Source organism: Bradyrhizobium sp. Kon37, from assembly GCF_055807535.1.
Window position 1 is genome coordinate 127461 of record NZ_JBVVOY010000009.1, and the last position, 13693, is coordinate 141153.

General features: G+C 65.9%; 11 protein-coding genes. 5 read left to right on the forward strand and 6 right to left on the reverse strand.

Annotated elements, in window-relative coordinates:
• Nucleotides 1-13: 13 nt before the first annotated feature.
• The 3 genes from smc to AC0L3J_RS19120 form a co-directional block, all read right to left on the reverse strand.
• Nucleotides 14-3478, reverse strand: coding sequence for a chromosome segregation protein SMC (gene smc / locus AC0L3J_RS19110; protein WP_456765593.1), 3465 nt, complete (start codon nt 3476-3478; stop codon nt 14-16).
• A gap of 217 nt (nt 3479-3695) precedes the next feature.
• Nucleotides 3696-4370 carry a DsbA family protein gene (locus tag AC0L3J_RS19115; RefSeq protein WP_456769691.1) on the reverse strand — a complete coding sequence of 225 codons (675 nt, stop codon included), beginning with the start codon at nt 4368-4370 and terminating at the stop codon, nt 3696-3698.
• A gap of 127 nt (nt 4371-4497) precedes the next feature.
• The gene (locus tag AC0L3J_RS19120; protein WP_106945134.1) at nt 4498-4992 is read right to left on the reverse strand and encodes a DUF721 domain-containing protein; all 495 of its coding nucleotides are present in this window, start codon (nt 4990-4992) and stop codon (nt 4498-4500) included.
• 122 nt (nt 4993-5114) lie between these two features.
• Between AC0L3J_RS19120 and mutY the strand changes: the two genes are divergently transcribed.
• Together mutY and AC0L3J_RS19130 are read left to right on the forward strand one after the other, a co-directional pair.
• The gene (gene mutY / locus AC0L3J_RS19125; RefSeq protein WP_456765592.1) at nt 5115-6215 is read left to right on the forward strand and encodes an A/G-specific adenine glycosylase; all 1101 of its coding nucleotides are present in this window, start codon (nt 5115-5117) and stop codon (nt 6213-6215) included.
• 68 nt (nt 6216-6283) lie between these two features.
• The gene (locus AC0L3J_RS19130; protein ID WP_456765591.1) at nt 6284-6706 is read left to right on the forward strand and encodes a PaaI family thioesterase; all 423 of its coding nucleotides are present in this window, start codon (nt 6284-6286) and stop codon (nt 6704-6706) included.
• A gap of 206 nt (nt 6707-6912) precedes the next feature.
• On the opposite strand, the gene AC0L3J_RS19135 is transcribed toward AC0L3J_RS19130, so the two are convergent.
• Nucleotides 6913-8190 (reverse strand): flavin-dependent oxidoreductase, encoded by a 1278-nt coding sequence (locus tag AC0L3J_RS19135; RefSeq protein ID WP_456765590.1) that lies wholly within the window; start codon nt 8188-8190, stop codon nt 6913-6915.
• A gap of 126 nt (nt 8191-8316) precedes the next feature.
• Between AC0L3J_RS19135 and AC0L3J_RS19140 the strand changes: the two genes are divergently transcribed.
• A complete protein-coding gene (locus AC0L3J_RS19140) occupies nt 8317-8937 on the forward strand; it encodes a glutathione S-transferase family protein (RefSeq protein WP_456765589.1) in 621 nt (206 codons plus the stop codon).
• Nucleotides 8938-9034: 97 nt separating this feature from the next.
• Here the strand turns inward: AC0L3J_RS19140 and AC0L3J_RS19145 are convergent, their stop codons facing one another.
• Nucleotides 9035-9970, reverse strand: a complete 936-nt coding sequence (locus tag AC0L3J_RS19145; protein WP_456765588.1) for a LysR family transcriptional regulator — start codon at nt 9968-9970, stop codon at nt 9035-9037.
• A 90-nt stretch (nt 9971-10060) separates the two neighbouring features.
• Here AC0L3J_RS19145 and AC0L3J_RS19150 point away from each other — a divergent pair, with 90 nt between their 5' ends.
• Entirely contained in the window at nt 10061-10504 is a 444-nt protein-coding gene (locus AC0L3J_RS19150; protein ID WP_456765587.1) for a nuclear transport factor 2 family protein, read from the forward strand.
• 336 nt (nt 10505-10840) lie between these two features.
• A complete protein-coding gene (locus AC0L3J_RS19155) occupies nt 10841-12850 on the forward strand; it encodes a HAMP domain-containing methyl-accepting chemotaxis protein (protein WP_456765586.1) in 2010 nt (669 codons plus the stop codon).
• 58 nt (nt 12851-12908) lie between these two features.
• Here the strand turns inward: AC0L3J_RS19155 and AC0L3J_RS19160 are convergent, their stop codons facing one another.
• Entirely contained in the window at nt 12909-13595 is a 687-nt protein-coding gene (locus AC0L3J_RS19160; protein ID WP_456765585.1) for a glutathione S-transferase family protein, read from the reverse strand.
• Nucleotides 13596-13693: the final 98 nt, after the last annotated feature.

The following is a 13693-nucleotide window of genomic DNA, read 5'->3' on the forward strand; positions in this document are numbered from 1 at the left end:
GACGGGCGCGGGTTCACGCCACGTTCTGGTCGAGAATGTCCACCGCCTCTTGCAGGTTCACCGATACCAGTTGCGAGACGCCGCGTTCGGCCATGGTGACGCCGAACAGGCGGTTCATCCGCGCCATCGTGATCGGGTTGTGGGTGATGATGATGAAGCGCGTGTCCGTCGAAGCGGTCATCTCGTGCAACAGGTTGCAATAGCGCTCGACGTTGTGGTCGTCGAGCGGCGCGTCGACTTCGTCCAGCACGCAGATCGGCGAGGGATTGGTGAGGAACACCGCGAAGATCAGCGCCATCGCGGTCAACGCCTGCTCACCGCCCGAGAGCAGCGACAGCGTCTGCGGCTTCTTGCCCGGCGGCTTGGCGATGATCTCGAGGCCGGCTTCGAGCGGGTCATCGCTCTCGATCAAATGCAGCGCGGCTTCGCCGCCGCCGAACAGCTCGACGAACAGGCGCTTGAAGTGGTTGTTGACGACCTCGAACGAGGTCAGGAGCCGCTCGCGCGCCTCCTTGTTGAGGCTCTGGATGCCCTGGCGCAACCGCTTGATGGCCTCGACGAGGTCGTCGCGCTCGGTGACCAGACCGTTGTGCTGGGTCTCGACCTCGCGCAGCTCTTCCTCGGCGCGCAAATTGACAGCCCCCAGGCGCTCGCGATCGCGGCGCATTTTTTCGAGGTCTTCCTCGATATCGTGCAGCGGCGGCAGCTCCGTGCCGGATTCGATCTCTGCGAGGCCGGCAACGGCCTGCGGTTCGACCTCCAGCATGTCGCGGATCTCGCGCTCGATGTCCTCGAGCCGGCGCCGCGCGCCTTCCATGCGCTCCTCGGCGCGGGCGGTGGCCTCGCGCGAGCTCGACAGCGCCTCCAGCGTCAGCTTCGCGACGCGATCGGTCTCGGCCATCGCGTTTTCCGCGGTCGCCAGCGCGTCAGCGGCCATGCGGCGGTCGTTCTCGGCGTATTCGATCTCGGTGATCAGCGCGCTGCGCTTCTCCGCGAACACGGCCGGCGCGTTCTCGAGATCGCTGCGCTCGATCGTAAGCTCGGCAATGCGGGCCTGAATGGTGTCGATATGCGAGGCCGCGCTCTCCTTGCGGTTCTGCCACTCGGTGCGTTCGGCGAGGATCGCCTGCAGGCGGCGGTCGGCCAGCTCGGCTTCGCGCGCCAGCGCCTGTGCCTCGGCGCGGACCTGGGCGGCCATGCGGCGATGACCATCGATGTCGCTGCGGACGGCGGCGAGACGGGTTTCGGTGTCCTCGCTCGACGGCAGCTCGGAGATCCCGGCTTCGGCGTATTCATAGGCGGCTTCGGCCTCGGCACGGTCGGCGGCCAGGCGGCTGTGCGCTTCCGAGAGCGTCGCCTTGCGCGCGGCGTGGCGGCTGATTTCGCGCTCGACCGTGGCATGGCGCTCGCGCGCGACGTTGAGCTCGCGCTGCGCGGCGCGCCAGGCTTCGCGGCTCGCACCTTCGGTGCTGGCGGCCATCTGCAGCTCGGCCTCGGCGTTCTCCAGCGCCTGACGCTTGATCTGCGCGTCGATGCGGGCCTGCTCCAGGTCGTTCTCGATGTCGACGAGGCGGGCGCGCTCGGCAAGCCGCCGTGCTGCGCCGGTCGGCGCGTGGGCGGCTGCGACAAAACCGTCCCAGCGCCAGACGTCACCTTCGGGCGACACCAGCCGCTGGCCGGTCTTGAGCTGCGAGACCAGCTCGGCGCCGCGCTCGCGCGGCACCACGCCGATCTGCGCCAGGCGGCGGGTCAGCTCGGCCGGGGCCTGCACGTGGCTGGCGAGCGGCACGACGCCTTCGGGCAGTTCCGGATCGCCGTCGGTGACGCCGGCATTGGTCCAGCGCATCGGTGCGGACGGATCGACCGGCGCGTCGAGATCGTCGCCAAGCGCCGCGCCGATCGCCTTTTCGAATCCCTTGTCGACGGTGATGCCGTCGATGATCGGCGGCCACAGATTCTTGGTTTCGCCGTTGAGGATCTTGGAGATCGTGCGCGCCTCGGTATCGAGCCGCTGCACGCGCTTGTCGGCTTCGACCAGCGGCGAGCGCGAGGATTCCAGCGTCTGCCGGGCGGCGACGTGCGCGGCTTCGCTGGCTTGAGCCGCGGCTTCCGAGGCTGCCAGTGTCTGCTCGGCGTTCTCGACCGTCGCGGTCAGCTCGTCGAGATCGCCGAAGCCGCCGGTCGCCTCGGTGAGCTTCTGCTCTTCCGCCGCGACGTTCGAAATCTCCTGGTCGAGCCGGGCGAGCTTGTCGCGGTGGGTTCGAACGTTGGCTTCGAGCTGATTGCGCTTGGCGGTGAGGTCGGCGAGCGCGGTGGTGAGCTCGGCGAACTGCTGCTCGGTTTCGGTCAGCACCGCCTCGGCTTCGGCGACACGCTCATCGACGCCGGAGCGCTTCTCGACGCGCGACTTGATCTCTTCCTTCAGCTCGGCATCTTCAGCGTCGAGGCGCTGCAGCGCGACGTCGGCGTCCATGGTCTGCTGCTGGGCGCGCGAGATGTCGCCTTCGAACTGGGCGAGGCGCCGCTCGAGTTCCGCGACGCGTTCCTTGGCGCGCTCTTCCTCGCGATCGAGCAACTCGCGGGCGTTGGTCAGGCGCTGCAGCCCAGCCGCGGCGCGGGCTTCGGCGTCGCGCAGCGCCGGCATTTCGGCAGCGCGGATCGCCTGGATACGGGCGGCCTCGGCCTGGTGCTGGGTGCGCTCGGCCATCTCGCGGACGGCGAGATCGTGGGTGTGGCCGGATTCGTTGACGTCGGCATGGGCGCCGATCCAGCGCAGGTGGAACAGGGTGGCTTCCGCCTTGCGGACCTTGGCCGCGACCTCGCGATAGCGCACGGCCTGGCGCGCCTGCTTCTTCAGGCCTTCCATTTGCCCCGCGAGCTGGCCGATCACGTCCTCGACGCGGGTGAGGTTGGTTTCGGCCGCCTTGAGCCGCAGCTCGGCTTCGTGGCGGCGGGCGTGCAGGCCGGCGACGCCGGCGGCGTCTTCCAGCACACGGCGGCGCTGCTCGGGCTTGGCCTGAATGATCTCGCCGATCTTGCCCTGGTGGACGAGGGCCGGCGAGCGCGCGCCGGTGGCGGCGTCGGCGAACAGAATCTGCACGTCGCGGGCGCGCACGTCGCGGCCGTTGATGCGGTAGACCGAGCCGGCCTCGCGCTCGATGCGGCGGGAGATTTCCAGCAGCTGGCTGTCGTTCATCGCCGCCGGCGCGGTGCGATCGGAATTGTCGATCGTCATCGTCACTTCGGCGTGGTTGCGCGCGGGGCGATTGCCGGAGCCGGCGAAGATCACCGCGTCCATGTCGGCGGCGCGCAGCGACTTGTAGGAGGTCTCGCCCATCGCCCAGCGCAGCGCCTCGACGAGATTCGACTTGCCGCAGCCGTTGGGGCCGACCACGCCGGTCAGGCCGGGCTCGATGACGAAGTCGGTGGCCTCAACGAAGGACTTGAAGCCGTGAAGGCGCAGGCGGGTGATTTTCATAAGCACGCATCTCTGTTGGCAGGCGCGAATCCCCCTGCCGGGACAATACCATGGAAGGCAATGTCGCTATCCGGGCGAGTCGCGCGAGGCGCCTCATGCGGTCGGACAATGGCCGCGGTGCGCCGCGAGGGCAACCGGCGAAAGCCGCTTTTCCCAAGGGATTTATGCCGGGAAAGATACGGCTTTCGAGATGCGAATCAGAATCTTGACGAGCGAATCAGCTCTTGAGCAGCGGATTGATCTTCTTGGCGAATTCCTCGAACGAGGTCTCGCCCTTGATCTTCTCGCCGTTGACGAAGAACGTCGGCGTCGAATCGACCTTCAGAACGTCGCTGGCATATTTCTGGTCGGCGGCGATCTTGTCGAGCAGCGCCTGGTCCTTCAGGCAGGCCTCGACCTGCTGCTGGGTCAGACCGGCCTGCTTGCCGATCCGGGTCAGGGTCTCCGTGGTGTTCTTCATCACCCAGTCGTTCTGCTGGCGGAACAGCATGTCGGTGACGGCAAAGTATTTCGGCGCATCGCCATTGGCGATGCAGCGCGACAGCATCGAGCCGGCGGCGGCTTTGATGTCGAGCGGGAACTCGCGGAAGACGTAACGCACCTTGCCGGTGTCGATGTATTCCGACTTGATCTTGGGAAACACCTGCTCGTTGAAGGCCGCGCAATGCGGGCAGGTCATCGAGGCGTATTCGGTGATGGTGACGGCGGCGTCCTTCGGGCCCAGCGCCATGTCGGGCAGCGACACCGGCTTGGCCACGTCGCCGGCCGCCGCCTGCGCCATGGCTTCAGGGATCATGGCATCGGAGATGAACCGCAGCGGCGAGAACCCGGCGAGCGCGGCAAGCCCGGTCAGCGACAGCATCGACGTGAAGGCGCGGCGGGTGATGATCAAGGTCGGCTCCCGGATTGGCGTGGTCTCGCCCGAAATTCCCATTCAGACGGCCTGTCGCTAGCTTGAAACGTCGTTTGAGGCAATGGCGAGCGGCAAGGAGAGGTCCAGTTTGGCCGCAGAATAAGGCTCAATTTCGCTTGATGGCGGCCCCGAGGCGCGCCAGCGCCGACTTCAATTGTTCATCTTCGATGTCGCCCAGGCGCTCAGCCACCTCGGCCACCGATTTGGCGTCCGGCGGGCCGGGTCGGGTTGGCCGCCGGGCGCGCGACAGAGGGGCCTGGCGGAAGGCCAGCTTGCCGACCGCGCTCCAGCCGAAGAAGCGGTTGACCCGCTGCAGGATCACATCGGCGGAGTGCTGGATCTCCAGCGCCATCGGCCCCTCGACTCGCAGCACCAGCGTGGCCGGCTCCTGCGGCTGGCCCTCGACCGGCCGCGGCCATTGCATCTTGAGCGGCTCGGCATGGGCCGCGATCTCCGGCCCGGCAATCTGCGCCCATCGCGTCACCAGTTCGCGCGCGGCAAAACCCTGCTTGGCATAGGCCTCGGCGAAGACGTCGTTGAGCAGGAGCGACAACGGCTTGGCGCTGATAGGACCGGGTTTCATGGGGCGAAGTTTGGACATGGGACCTTATAGCACTCCGGCGCGTCGGCCACAGGCTCTTCGCCGCGAAGAAAAACGTGGATGCCCGCGACAAGCGTGGGCACGACGTGGAGAGATCGGTGCATTGCCGCTACAGTGCGAACATGAGCCCCAAATCCGCCCTCAAGGCGAAATCGGAACCAGTTCCGCCGGAGACCTCGTCGCGCCCGCTCGCGCTGCTCCAATGGTACGACCGCCACCGCCGCCGCTTGCCCTGGCGCGCTGCGCCCGGCGAGGCATCCGACCCTTACCGCGTCTGGCTGTCCGAGATCATGCTGCAGCAGACCACGGTGAAGGCGGTCGGGCCCTATTTCGAAAAATTCGTCGCGCGCTGGCCTGATGTCACCGCGCTCGGGCGGGCCTCGCAAGACGACGTGCTGCGGATGTGGGCCGGGCTCGGCTATTATTCTCGCGCCCGTAATCTCCATGCCTGCGCGGTCGTGGTGACGCGCGAGCATGGCGGCGCCTTTCCCGACACCGAAGTGGGCCTGCGTGCGCTGCCGGGCATCGGGCCCTATACGGCGGCAGCGATCGCGGCGATCGCGTTCGACCGCCGCACCATGCCGGTCGACGGCAATATCGAACGCGTGGTCTCGCGGCTCTTTGCAGTTGAAGAAGAGCTCCCGCAGGCCAAGCCGCTGATTCAGGAGTTGGCTGCGACGCTGCTTGCCGACTCTCGCGCCGGCGATAGCGCGCAGGCGCTGATGGATCTGGGGGCCTCGATCTGCACGCCGAAAAAGCCAGCCTGCTCGCTATGCCCGCTGAACGAGGACTGCACGGCGCGCGCGCTGGGAACGCAAGACACGTTTCCGCGCAAGGCACCGAAGAAGAGCGGCGCGCTACGGCGCGGCGCCGCCTTCGTTGTCACGTGCGGCGACGAGCTTCTCGTCCGCAGCCGTCCCGAAAAGGGTCTGCTCGGCGGCATGACCGAGGTACCGGGGTCGGATTGGCTGGCCGGGCAGGACGATGCCAAGGCAAAACAGCAGGCGCCCGAACTGAAGGGGCTGTCGCGCTGGCAGCGCAAGATCGGCGTGGTTACCCACGTCTTCACGCATTTTCCGCTGGAGCTGGTGGTCTACACGGCGAGGGTCGAAGCGCGGACGCGGGCACCCGCGGGCATGCGCTGGGTGCCCATCGCCACGCTCGCCGACGAAGCGTTGCCCAACGTCATGCGCAAGGTGATTGCGCATGGATTGGACCCCTAGCAGACCATCCTGCTGACAACATGCTGGCAGCAGGCCTGCGTTAGCTGTGGTCGGCAACGGAGGCTCGCATGATCAAGACCGCGCTGGACAACTTTCCCAGGCCGCCCTGTGCCGAGCTATTGGGGTGGCGCCTGCTCGATGCCCGTCCCGGGGAAGGCTGGATCAAGCTCGCCTTCGACGGCAAGCCGGAGTTCTGCAATCCGGCCGGCTTCATCCAGGGCGGCATGCTCTCGGCCATGCTCGACGACACGATGGGCCCCGCCGTGCTGGTGATGAGCGAGGGCCGGCTCTACACCACCACCATCAGCATGACCGTGAACTTCCTGGCGCCCGCGAAGCCCGGACCGATCATCGGCGAGGCCAAGGTGACGCAGCTCGGCAGGACGATTGCGTTCGTCGAGGCAAAGCTGATGGCGGAAGACGGTACGCTGCTGGCGACGGCGACCGCGAGCGAGCGGCTGCTGGAGGCGGCGAGGGTGGTGGGCAAATAGCTGCCGCGCACTCTTTTCTCCTTCTCCCCTTGCGGGAGAAGGTGGCGCGAAGCGCCGGATGAGGGGTTTGTCTCGGCGAGTTCAAATGAGAGTTAGACTCGCGGAGACAGACCCCTCACCCGAGTGAGCTTGCGTCTACCGGCGTCGCTGCCCTCTCCCGCAAGGGGCGAGGGCGCATCAACGTGCGTCTCGCTTCGTGCGAATACTCATTTCGTCGCGCGCGCACTCGCGCTCACGATCGGCGGCTTGGCATTCAGCGCTTCCACCTGGAAGCCGGCGACGCGCTTGTAGTTGGCGGCAACATCCTCCAGCTCCTGTTGCGACAGCACGTCGGTGACGACCTTGTAGCCGTCGGGCGCGCGCTCTTCGACGAGCTGCATCACCTGTTCGGGGCCGTTCTTGCGGTTGAGCAGGACGAGGCTGGTGGTTGCAGGCCGCCGCTCGGCCTCATAGGCGAGCAGGGCCGCTTGCGTCGGGCCGTGCGCCAGGATCTCGCGCGTGATGGTACGGGCATCGAGGATCGCCTGCGAGGCGCCGTTGGAGCCGATCGGATACATCGGGTGTGCGGCGTCGCCCATCAGCGTGACGCGGCCGAAAGTCCATTGTGACACCGGATCGCGGTCGACCAGCGGATATTCATAGGCGTGCGGGCAGTTCTTGATCAGGCCGGGCACGTCGAGCCAGTCGAACTGCCAGCTCTCGAACCAGGGCAAGAACTCCTCCAGCCGCGCGGTGCGGTTATAGTCCTCGCGGCGCCATTGATAGGTTGGCGGCATGTGGCGCTCGGCAACCCAGTTGATCAGATGGTTGCCCGCGGCGTCCGGTTCCTTCGAGATCGGATAGCAGACGAATTTCAGGATCTCGTGGCCGGCCATGATCATGGTGCGGCCGCTGAGGAAGGCTTTTGCAGGCGTGACACCGCGCCAGAGGATGCGGCCGTTCCAGATCGGCGGGCCTTCGTCGGGATAGAGTTTTTCTCGGGCGGCGGAATGGATGCCGTCGGCGGCGATCAGGATCGTGCCGTCGTAAGTCCCCGCGGTCTTGCCGGTGGCCTTGTCGATGAAATCGGCGCGTACGCCGTCTGCGGTTTCGCTCCAGCCGGTCAGATGATGGCTGGTGAGGATGTTGTCGCGACCGAGGCGCTCGACCACGGTGTCGAGCAGGAGCTGCTGGAGCGTGCCGCGATGGATCGAGAATTGCGGCCATTTATAGCCGGCCTCCAGTCCGCGCGGCTCGCTCCAGATCGGCTTGCCGTGCTTGGAGAAATAGGCGAGCTCGCGGGTGCGCACGCCGCTGGCATCGAGCTTGTCCATCAGCCCGAGCTCGATCAGCTCGCGCACCGCGTGCGGCAGCACGTTGATGCCGACACCGAGCGGCCGCAGCTCGGCGACGCTCTCGAACACTTTTACGGGAATGCCGATTCCGTGCAGGCTGAGCGCAAGCGTCAGCCCGCCGATGCCGCCGCCGGCGATGAGTACGGTCATGGGAGCCCCTCCAACTCGGGGCGTCTTGGCACAGCCGGGCGCCGGTGGGCAACTGCGAAGAGAAGTTCGTGCTATGGACCTCGGGGCCCGCAGCCGTTACCTTCCGGCTTTCCCATGAGGTCCGACATGCTCAAGCTCTACTACGCCACCGGCACCTGCGCGCTCGCCACCTACATCACCCTGGAAGAAGCCGGCGCCGACTACGCGGCGGAGCGGCTGAGCTTCAAGACCAACCAGCAGAACAGCGCGGAGTACCTCGCGATCAACCCGAAAGGCCGCGTGCCCGCGCTGGTGACCGATCGTGGCGTCCTGACCGAGACCCCGGCGATGCTCGCCTATCTCGCGCAGACCTTCCCCAAGGCCAAGCTCGCGCCGCTCGACGATCCCTTCGACTTCGCCCAGGTACAGTCGTTCAACTCCTACCTCTGCTCGACCGTGCACATCAACCATGCCCACAAGATGCGCGGCGCACGCTGGGCGAGCGAAGAAAGCTCGTTCGCCGACATGAAGGCGATGATCCCAAAGACCATGGGCGCCTGCTTCGCCCTGATCGAGCAGAAGATGTACAAGGGGCCCTGGGTGATGGGCGAGCAGTTCACGATCTGTGATCCTTATCTCTACACCCTGTCGACCTGGCTCGAAGGCGACAGCGTCGACATCAACGCGACGCCGAAGATCGCCGATCATTTCAAGCGCATGTCCGACCGCCCCGCCGTGCGCAAGGTGATGAACGCGCAGAAGGCGTAGGGCTCTTGCAGGGTGGGCAAAGGCGCGAAGTGCCGTGCCCACCATCTTTGCAAGCCATAAAGAAGTGGTGGGCACGCTTCCGCGTTCGCTCTTCGAGCTATGGCGGGCAAGTCGCTTTGCCCACCCTCGGCTTCTCCAATTCCCGTCCCGTCTCTAGCATCAGCCGCCGCAACCAGATTGAGCCCGGATCCATCTGCGCGCGGGTCGGGTAGAACATGAACTGCTCGTCGATGCCGGGGTCGAGCGGCGGCGTCACCGTGACGAGGCCGAGCTGCTTGGACAGCGCCCCGATCAGCCGGCGCGGCACGAAGGCGACGAGGTCGGTACGGGCGGCGACGTGCAGCGCTTCGAGATAACCCGGGACGACCAATGAAATGTGCCGGTCGATGCCCTTGGTGCGCAGCCAGGTGTCGATTAGGTCCTCCGGCTGGCCGCGGATAATTACGCCGACATGGCGTGCGGCCAGGAACGTCTCGCGCCGTTTCAGCTTCGCAGCCATGGGATGGCCGCGCCGCACTGCCAGCGCGTCGCTGTCGGTGTAGAGCAGCTGGCGGTGAAAGCCCTTGAAAGCGTTGCCGATCGAGATCACGAGGTCGATGGTGCGGGCGAACTCGGCGTGGAAAATCGCCGGTCCCCGCCACGGCACCACGTCGATTCGGACATTGGGGGCGGCCTGCGTCACTTTTTGCATCAGCGGCGGCATCAACAGCTCGACCGCGAGGTCCGGCATCATCAGTCGGAATTGCCGCTCGCTGCGCGCCGCATCGAATTCATCCGATACGAACAGCCCGCGCACTTGGTCGAGCGCCTGCGCCAGCGGCGCGCGCAAGGCTTGCGCCCGCGGCGTCAGCTCCATCCGCGCGCCCGCGCGGACCAGGAGCGGATCGCCAAAGATGTCGCGCAGGCGCTGCAGCGCATGACTCGCCGCCGGCTGCGACAGCCCGATCCGCAAAGCGGCGCGGCTGACGCTGGCCTCGCGCAGCAGCGCGTCGAGCGCGGTCAGGAGATTGAGGTCGAGCGAATTCAAATTCATGAGGTGAATAGATATCATATCCACTATCGATTTGAAGAATTTAGAGCCGGCGGCGATGATTTCAATGTTCTCACCAAGGGAGATGCCGCCATGAGCGCGAGCGCCAACAAGAAGCTGATGCAGGATATCTTTGCAGCCGCCGCCAGCCGCGATCCGGCTGCGCGCGACCGCGGCTTGTTCACCGAAAGTCTTGCCGACGACGCCAAATGGATCGTGACCGGCCAATACTCCTGGTCCCGCACGTTTTCGGGCAAAGAAGCGATCCTCAACGACCTGCACGGCTATGTGCGGACCCGCCTTGTCGACCGGACACGGACGGTCGCCCATCGCTTCATCGCCGACGGCGATGTCGTCGTCGTCGAAGCGAAGGGCGACAACGTCACGCCCGAGGGCGTGCGCTACGACAACGACTATTGTCTCGTGTTTCGTCTCGAGGACGGCAAGATCAAGGAGATCCGCGAATATTGCGACTCGGTACTGACCGAGAAGGCCCTCGGCCCGTTTCCGCAAACGGCCGTGAGGGCCGCGAGCTGAGCGGATCGAGCGGCGTCGCGTCCGCCGACCGGGGCCATCCGCCGCGGTCGGCGATGATCGTGTCGGTGGCGCAGGCGGACAGGCTGCAGCGGCATGCACGGCGCTGCGGACTTCGCGCCAATACCTTGCTCACCTGCCGATAAAATCAGCAGATGTTGTGCCGTCTGATGCATGCGCGCGCGAAAAATTTGAAGGTTCAATTAACGAGTGTCCCCCATTGTGTCGCAGTGCAGCGTGGTTCGCGAACAACGCGACCCGCGGCTGCCGGGGTGGCCTGACAAATCGCCGGAGTTGTTCGTCCGCCCGAATTGACATGCTTCTGAGTGGACAGTGGGAATGCCGAAGTTTCGTTTGCGGATCAGGGGACGCCTGTACGCAGGTTTCATGGCCTTGGTGGCGGTTGGTCTTGTGATGGCGGTGGTTGCCATCTGGAATTTGCGGTCCGTTCAGGATCAGGTCGCAAAACTCTCCGCGTTGTCGGACAGCACGGCGCGTATCCTGGAGATATCGACCCATCTTCAGGCCATCCAGCGGGCCAATCTGCGCTACATTTACGACGCCAACGAGCCTGCGATGCGGGAGGCTGCCGAGCGAGAGACTGCGGCGACCGGGCTGTTGCAGCTCGGAGCAAAGGGCACCCTCTCGGAGGAGCGGCGGAAGCTCTACAACGATCTGATCGCCGACATCGCGAAAATGAAAAGCCTGCGCGACAGTCTCGGCGACGCCGTCAACGAGGCGCGGACCGGCAAGGCGACGCTGTTACCGAGTGGCGAGGAGCTGACGGTCAAGATGGCCAAGCTGGTCGACGTGGCCCGCGCCGCCGCCGACGACGACACGGTGTCGCTCGTCGCGGACCTCGAGTCCCGGGTCCTGCTGGTTCGAATCGCGAACTGGCGCTTCCTCGCTCTGCGCGACACCAACGGGCCCACCGCCTTCAGAACCAATGTCGACAGGGCGGTGCAGCGGCTGGCAGCCGTCGAAAGGAGCCCGCAGGCGGCGGACCTTCGGTCGTCTCTGACGCCTGTGAAGACCGCGCTCGGTATCTATAAATCCGCGTTCGAAACGACCTCCGCCGCGATGCTGCGGTCCGATGAGATCTACCACAAGGATCTCGCACCGCTCATCTCCGCGAGCATCGCCAAGCTCAAGGTCGCGGAAACCACCTTGAAGACCGATTACAAGGATTCGCGCACCGCGGCCGATGCCGTCATCGACGGCACGACCTCGCTCCAGGGGATTGCGGGCGGCCTCGCCGTCCTGTTCGGGCTGATCGTCGCCTTCTTGACCGCCCGCAGCATCGTGGGGCCGCTGACCTCGATGACGCGCGCAATGGGGCTGCTTGCCGGGGGCAATCTCGCCGTCGAGATCCCCTCGCGCGGCAAGGCCGACGAGATCGGCGACATGGCCAAGGCGATCGACGTCTTCAAGACCAACATGATCGAGACCGAAAGGCTGCGCCATGAGCAGACCGCAACCGAGGCCCGGCAGGCCGAGGGCCGCAAGGCCGACATGGCCCGGCTCGCCAGCCAGTTCGAGCAGGCGGTGGGCGAGATCGTCGATACCGTATCCTCGGCATCGCACGAGCTCGAGGGCTCGGCCGGCACCCTGACCGCGACCGCGAGGCGCGCTCAGGATCTCTCCACCGAGGTGCAATCCGCCTCCCAGGAAGCCTCGGCCAATGTGCAGGCGGTCGCCTCCGCGACCGAGGAGCTGTCCTCCTCGGTGACGGAGATCGCGCGCCAGGTGCAGGAATCGGCGCGCATCGCGGGCGAAGCCGTCGGTCAGGTGAGCAAGACCAACGCGCGCGTCAGCGAGCTCTCCAAGGCTGCAGCCCGCATCGGCGACGTGGTCGAACTGATCAGCACCATCGCCGGCCAGACCAACCTCCTGGCGCTGAACGCCACCATCGAGGCGGCGCGCGCGGGTGAAGCCGGCCGCGGCTTTGCCGTGGTCGCCTCGGAGGTCAAGGCGCTTGCCGAGCAGACCGCGAGGGCCACCGGTGAGATCGCCCAGCAGGTCTCGGGCATCCAGGCCGCGACGGAGGAGTCAGTCGGCTCGATCAGGGAAATCAGCGGCACCATCGAGCGGCTGTCGGAGATCTCGTCGACGGTCGCCGCCGCCGTGGAGGAGCAGGGTGCGGCGACGCAGGAGATCTCCCGCAACGTCCAGCAGGCGGCCCAGGGCACGCAGCTCGTGTCGTCCAACATCGGCGACGTGCAGCGCGGGGCGTCCGAGACCGGCTCGGCTTCTTCGCAGGTGCTCTCGGCGGCACGCTCGCTGTCGGCCGACAGCAATCGCTTGAAGCAGGAAGTCGCCAACTTCCTGAACTCGGTCCACGCCGCCTGAGCCTCAAAAGCAAAAGGCCACGCGCATGCGCGTGGCCTCGCATTGTGACCTGACGCGGTCAGGCGACTTTCGTCGTCATGTGCTTGAACATGTTGCTGCGGGCCTCGTCGTCCATCTCCGCCTTGAAGGTGAACTTGTCCTTCAGCGCGATCGCGCGCGCCGCCGCGGGCCGCGCCGAGATCTCGTCCACCAGCCGCTTCACGTTCGGATATCGCGCGAAGGCGTCGTCGCCGAGCTTGAACGGCACCATCCGTGCCCAACCCCACAACGCCATGTCGACGATCGAATAGCCGTCGCCGACCATGTAGCGGCGGCCTTCGAGGTGACCGTCGAGAATCTTGTAGTGACGATCGGTCTCGAACTGGTAGCGGTTATGCGCGTAGTCGTGGTTCTGGTCCTTCGGCGCAAAATGCTTGAAGTGCACGGCCTGACCCGAATACGGCCCGACGCCGGTGGCGATGAACATCAGCCATGACAGCATCTCGCCGCGTACATTGGCGGCGGGCAGGAATTTACCGGACTTCTCGGCGAGATAGAGCAGGATGGCATTGGAATCGAACACGATGGTGCCGTTGTCGTCGATCGCCGGCACCTTGCCGTTCGGATTGATCTTCAGATAGTCCGGCGTGAACTGCTCGCCCTTGCGGGTGTCGATCTTCACCGGCTCGAAGGGCAGGCCGGACTCTTCGAGATAAAGCGCGACCTTGGTTGGGTTCGGCGAACCGTTGAAATAGAATTTGAGCATCGGGCATCTCCCCTGTGTTGTTGGCCGAGAGTGGAAGCAGCAACATGTCCGCAAGCGGCCTTGTCTTGCCTGAACCTTATCGGGGAGGGCAACCGGCG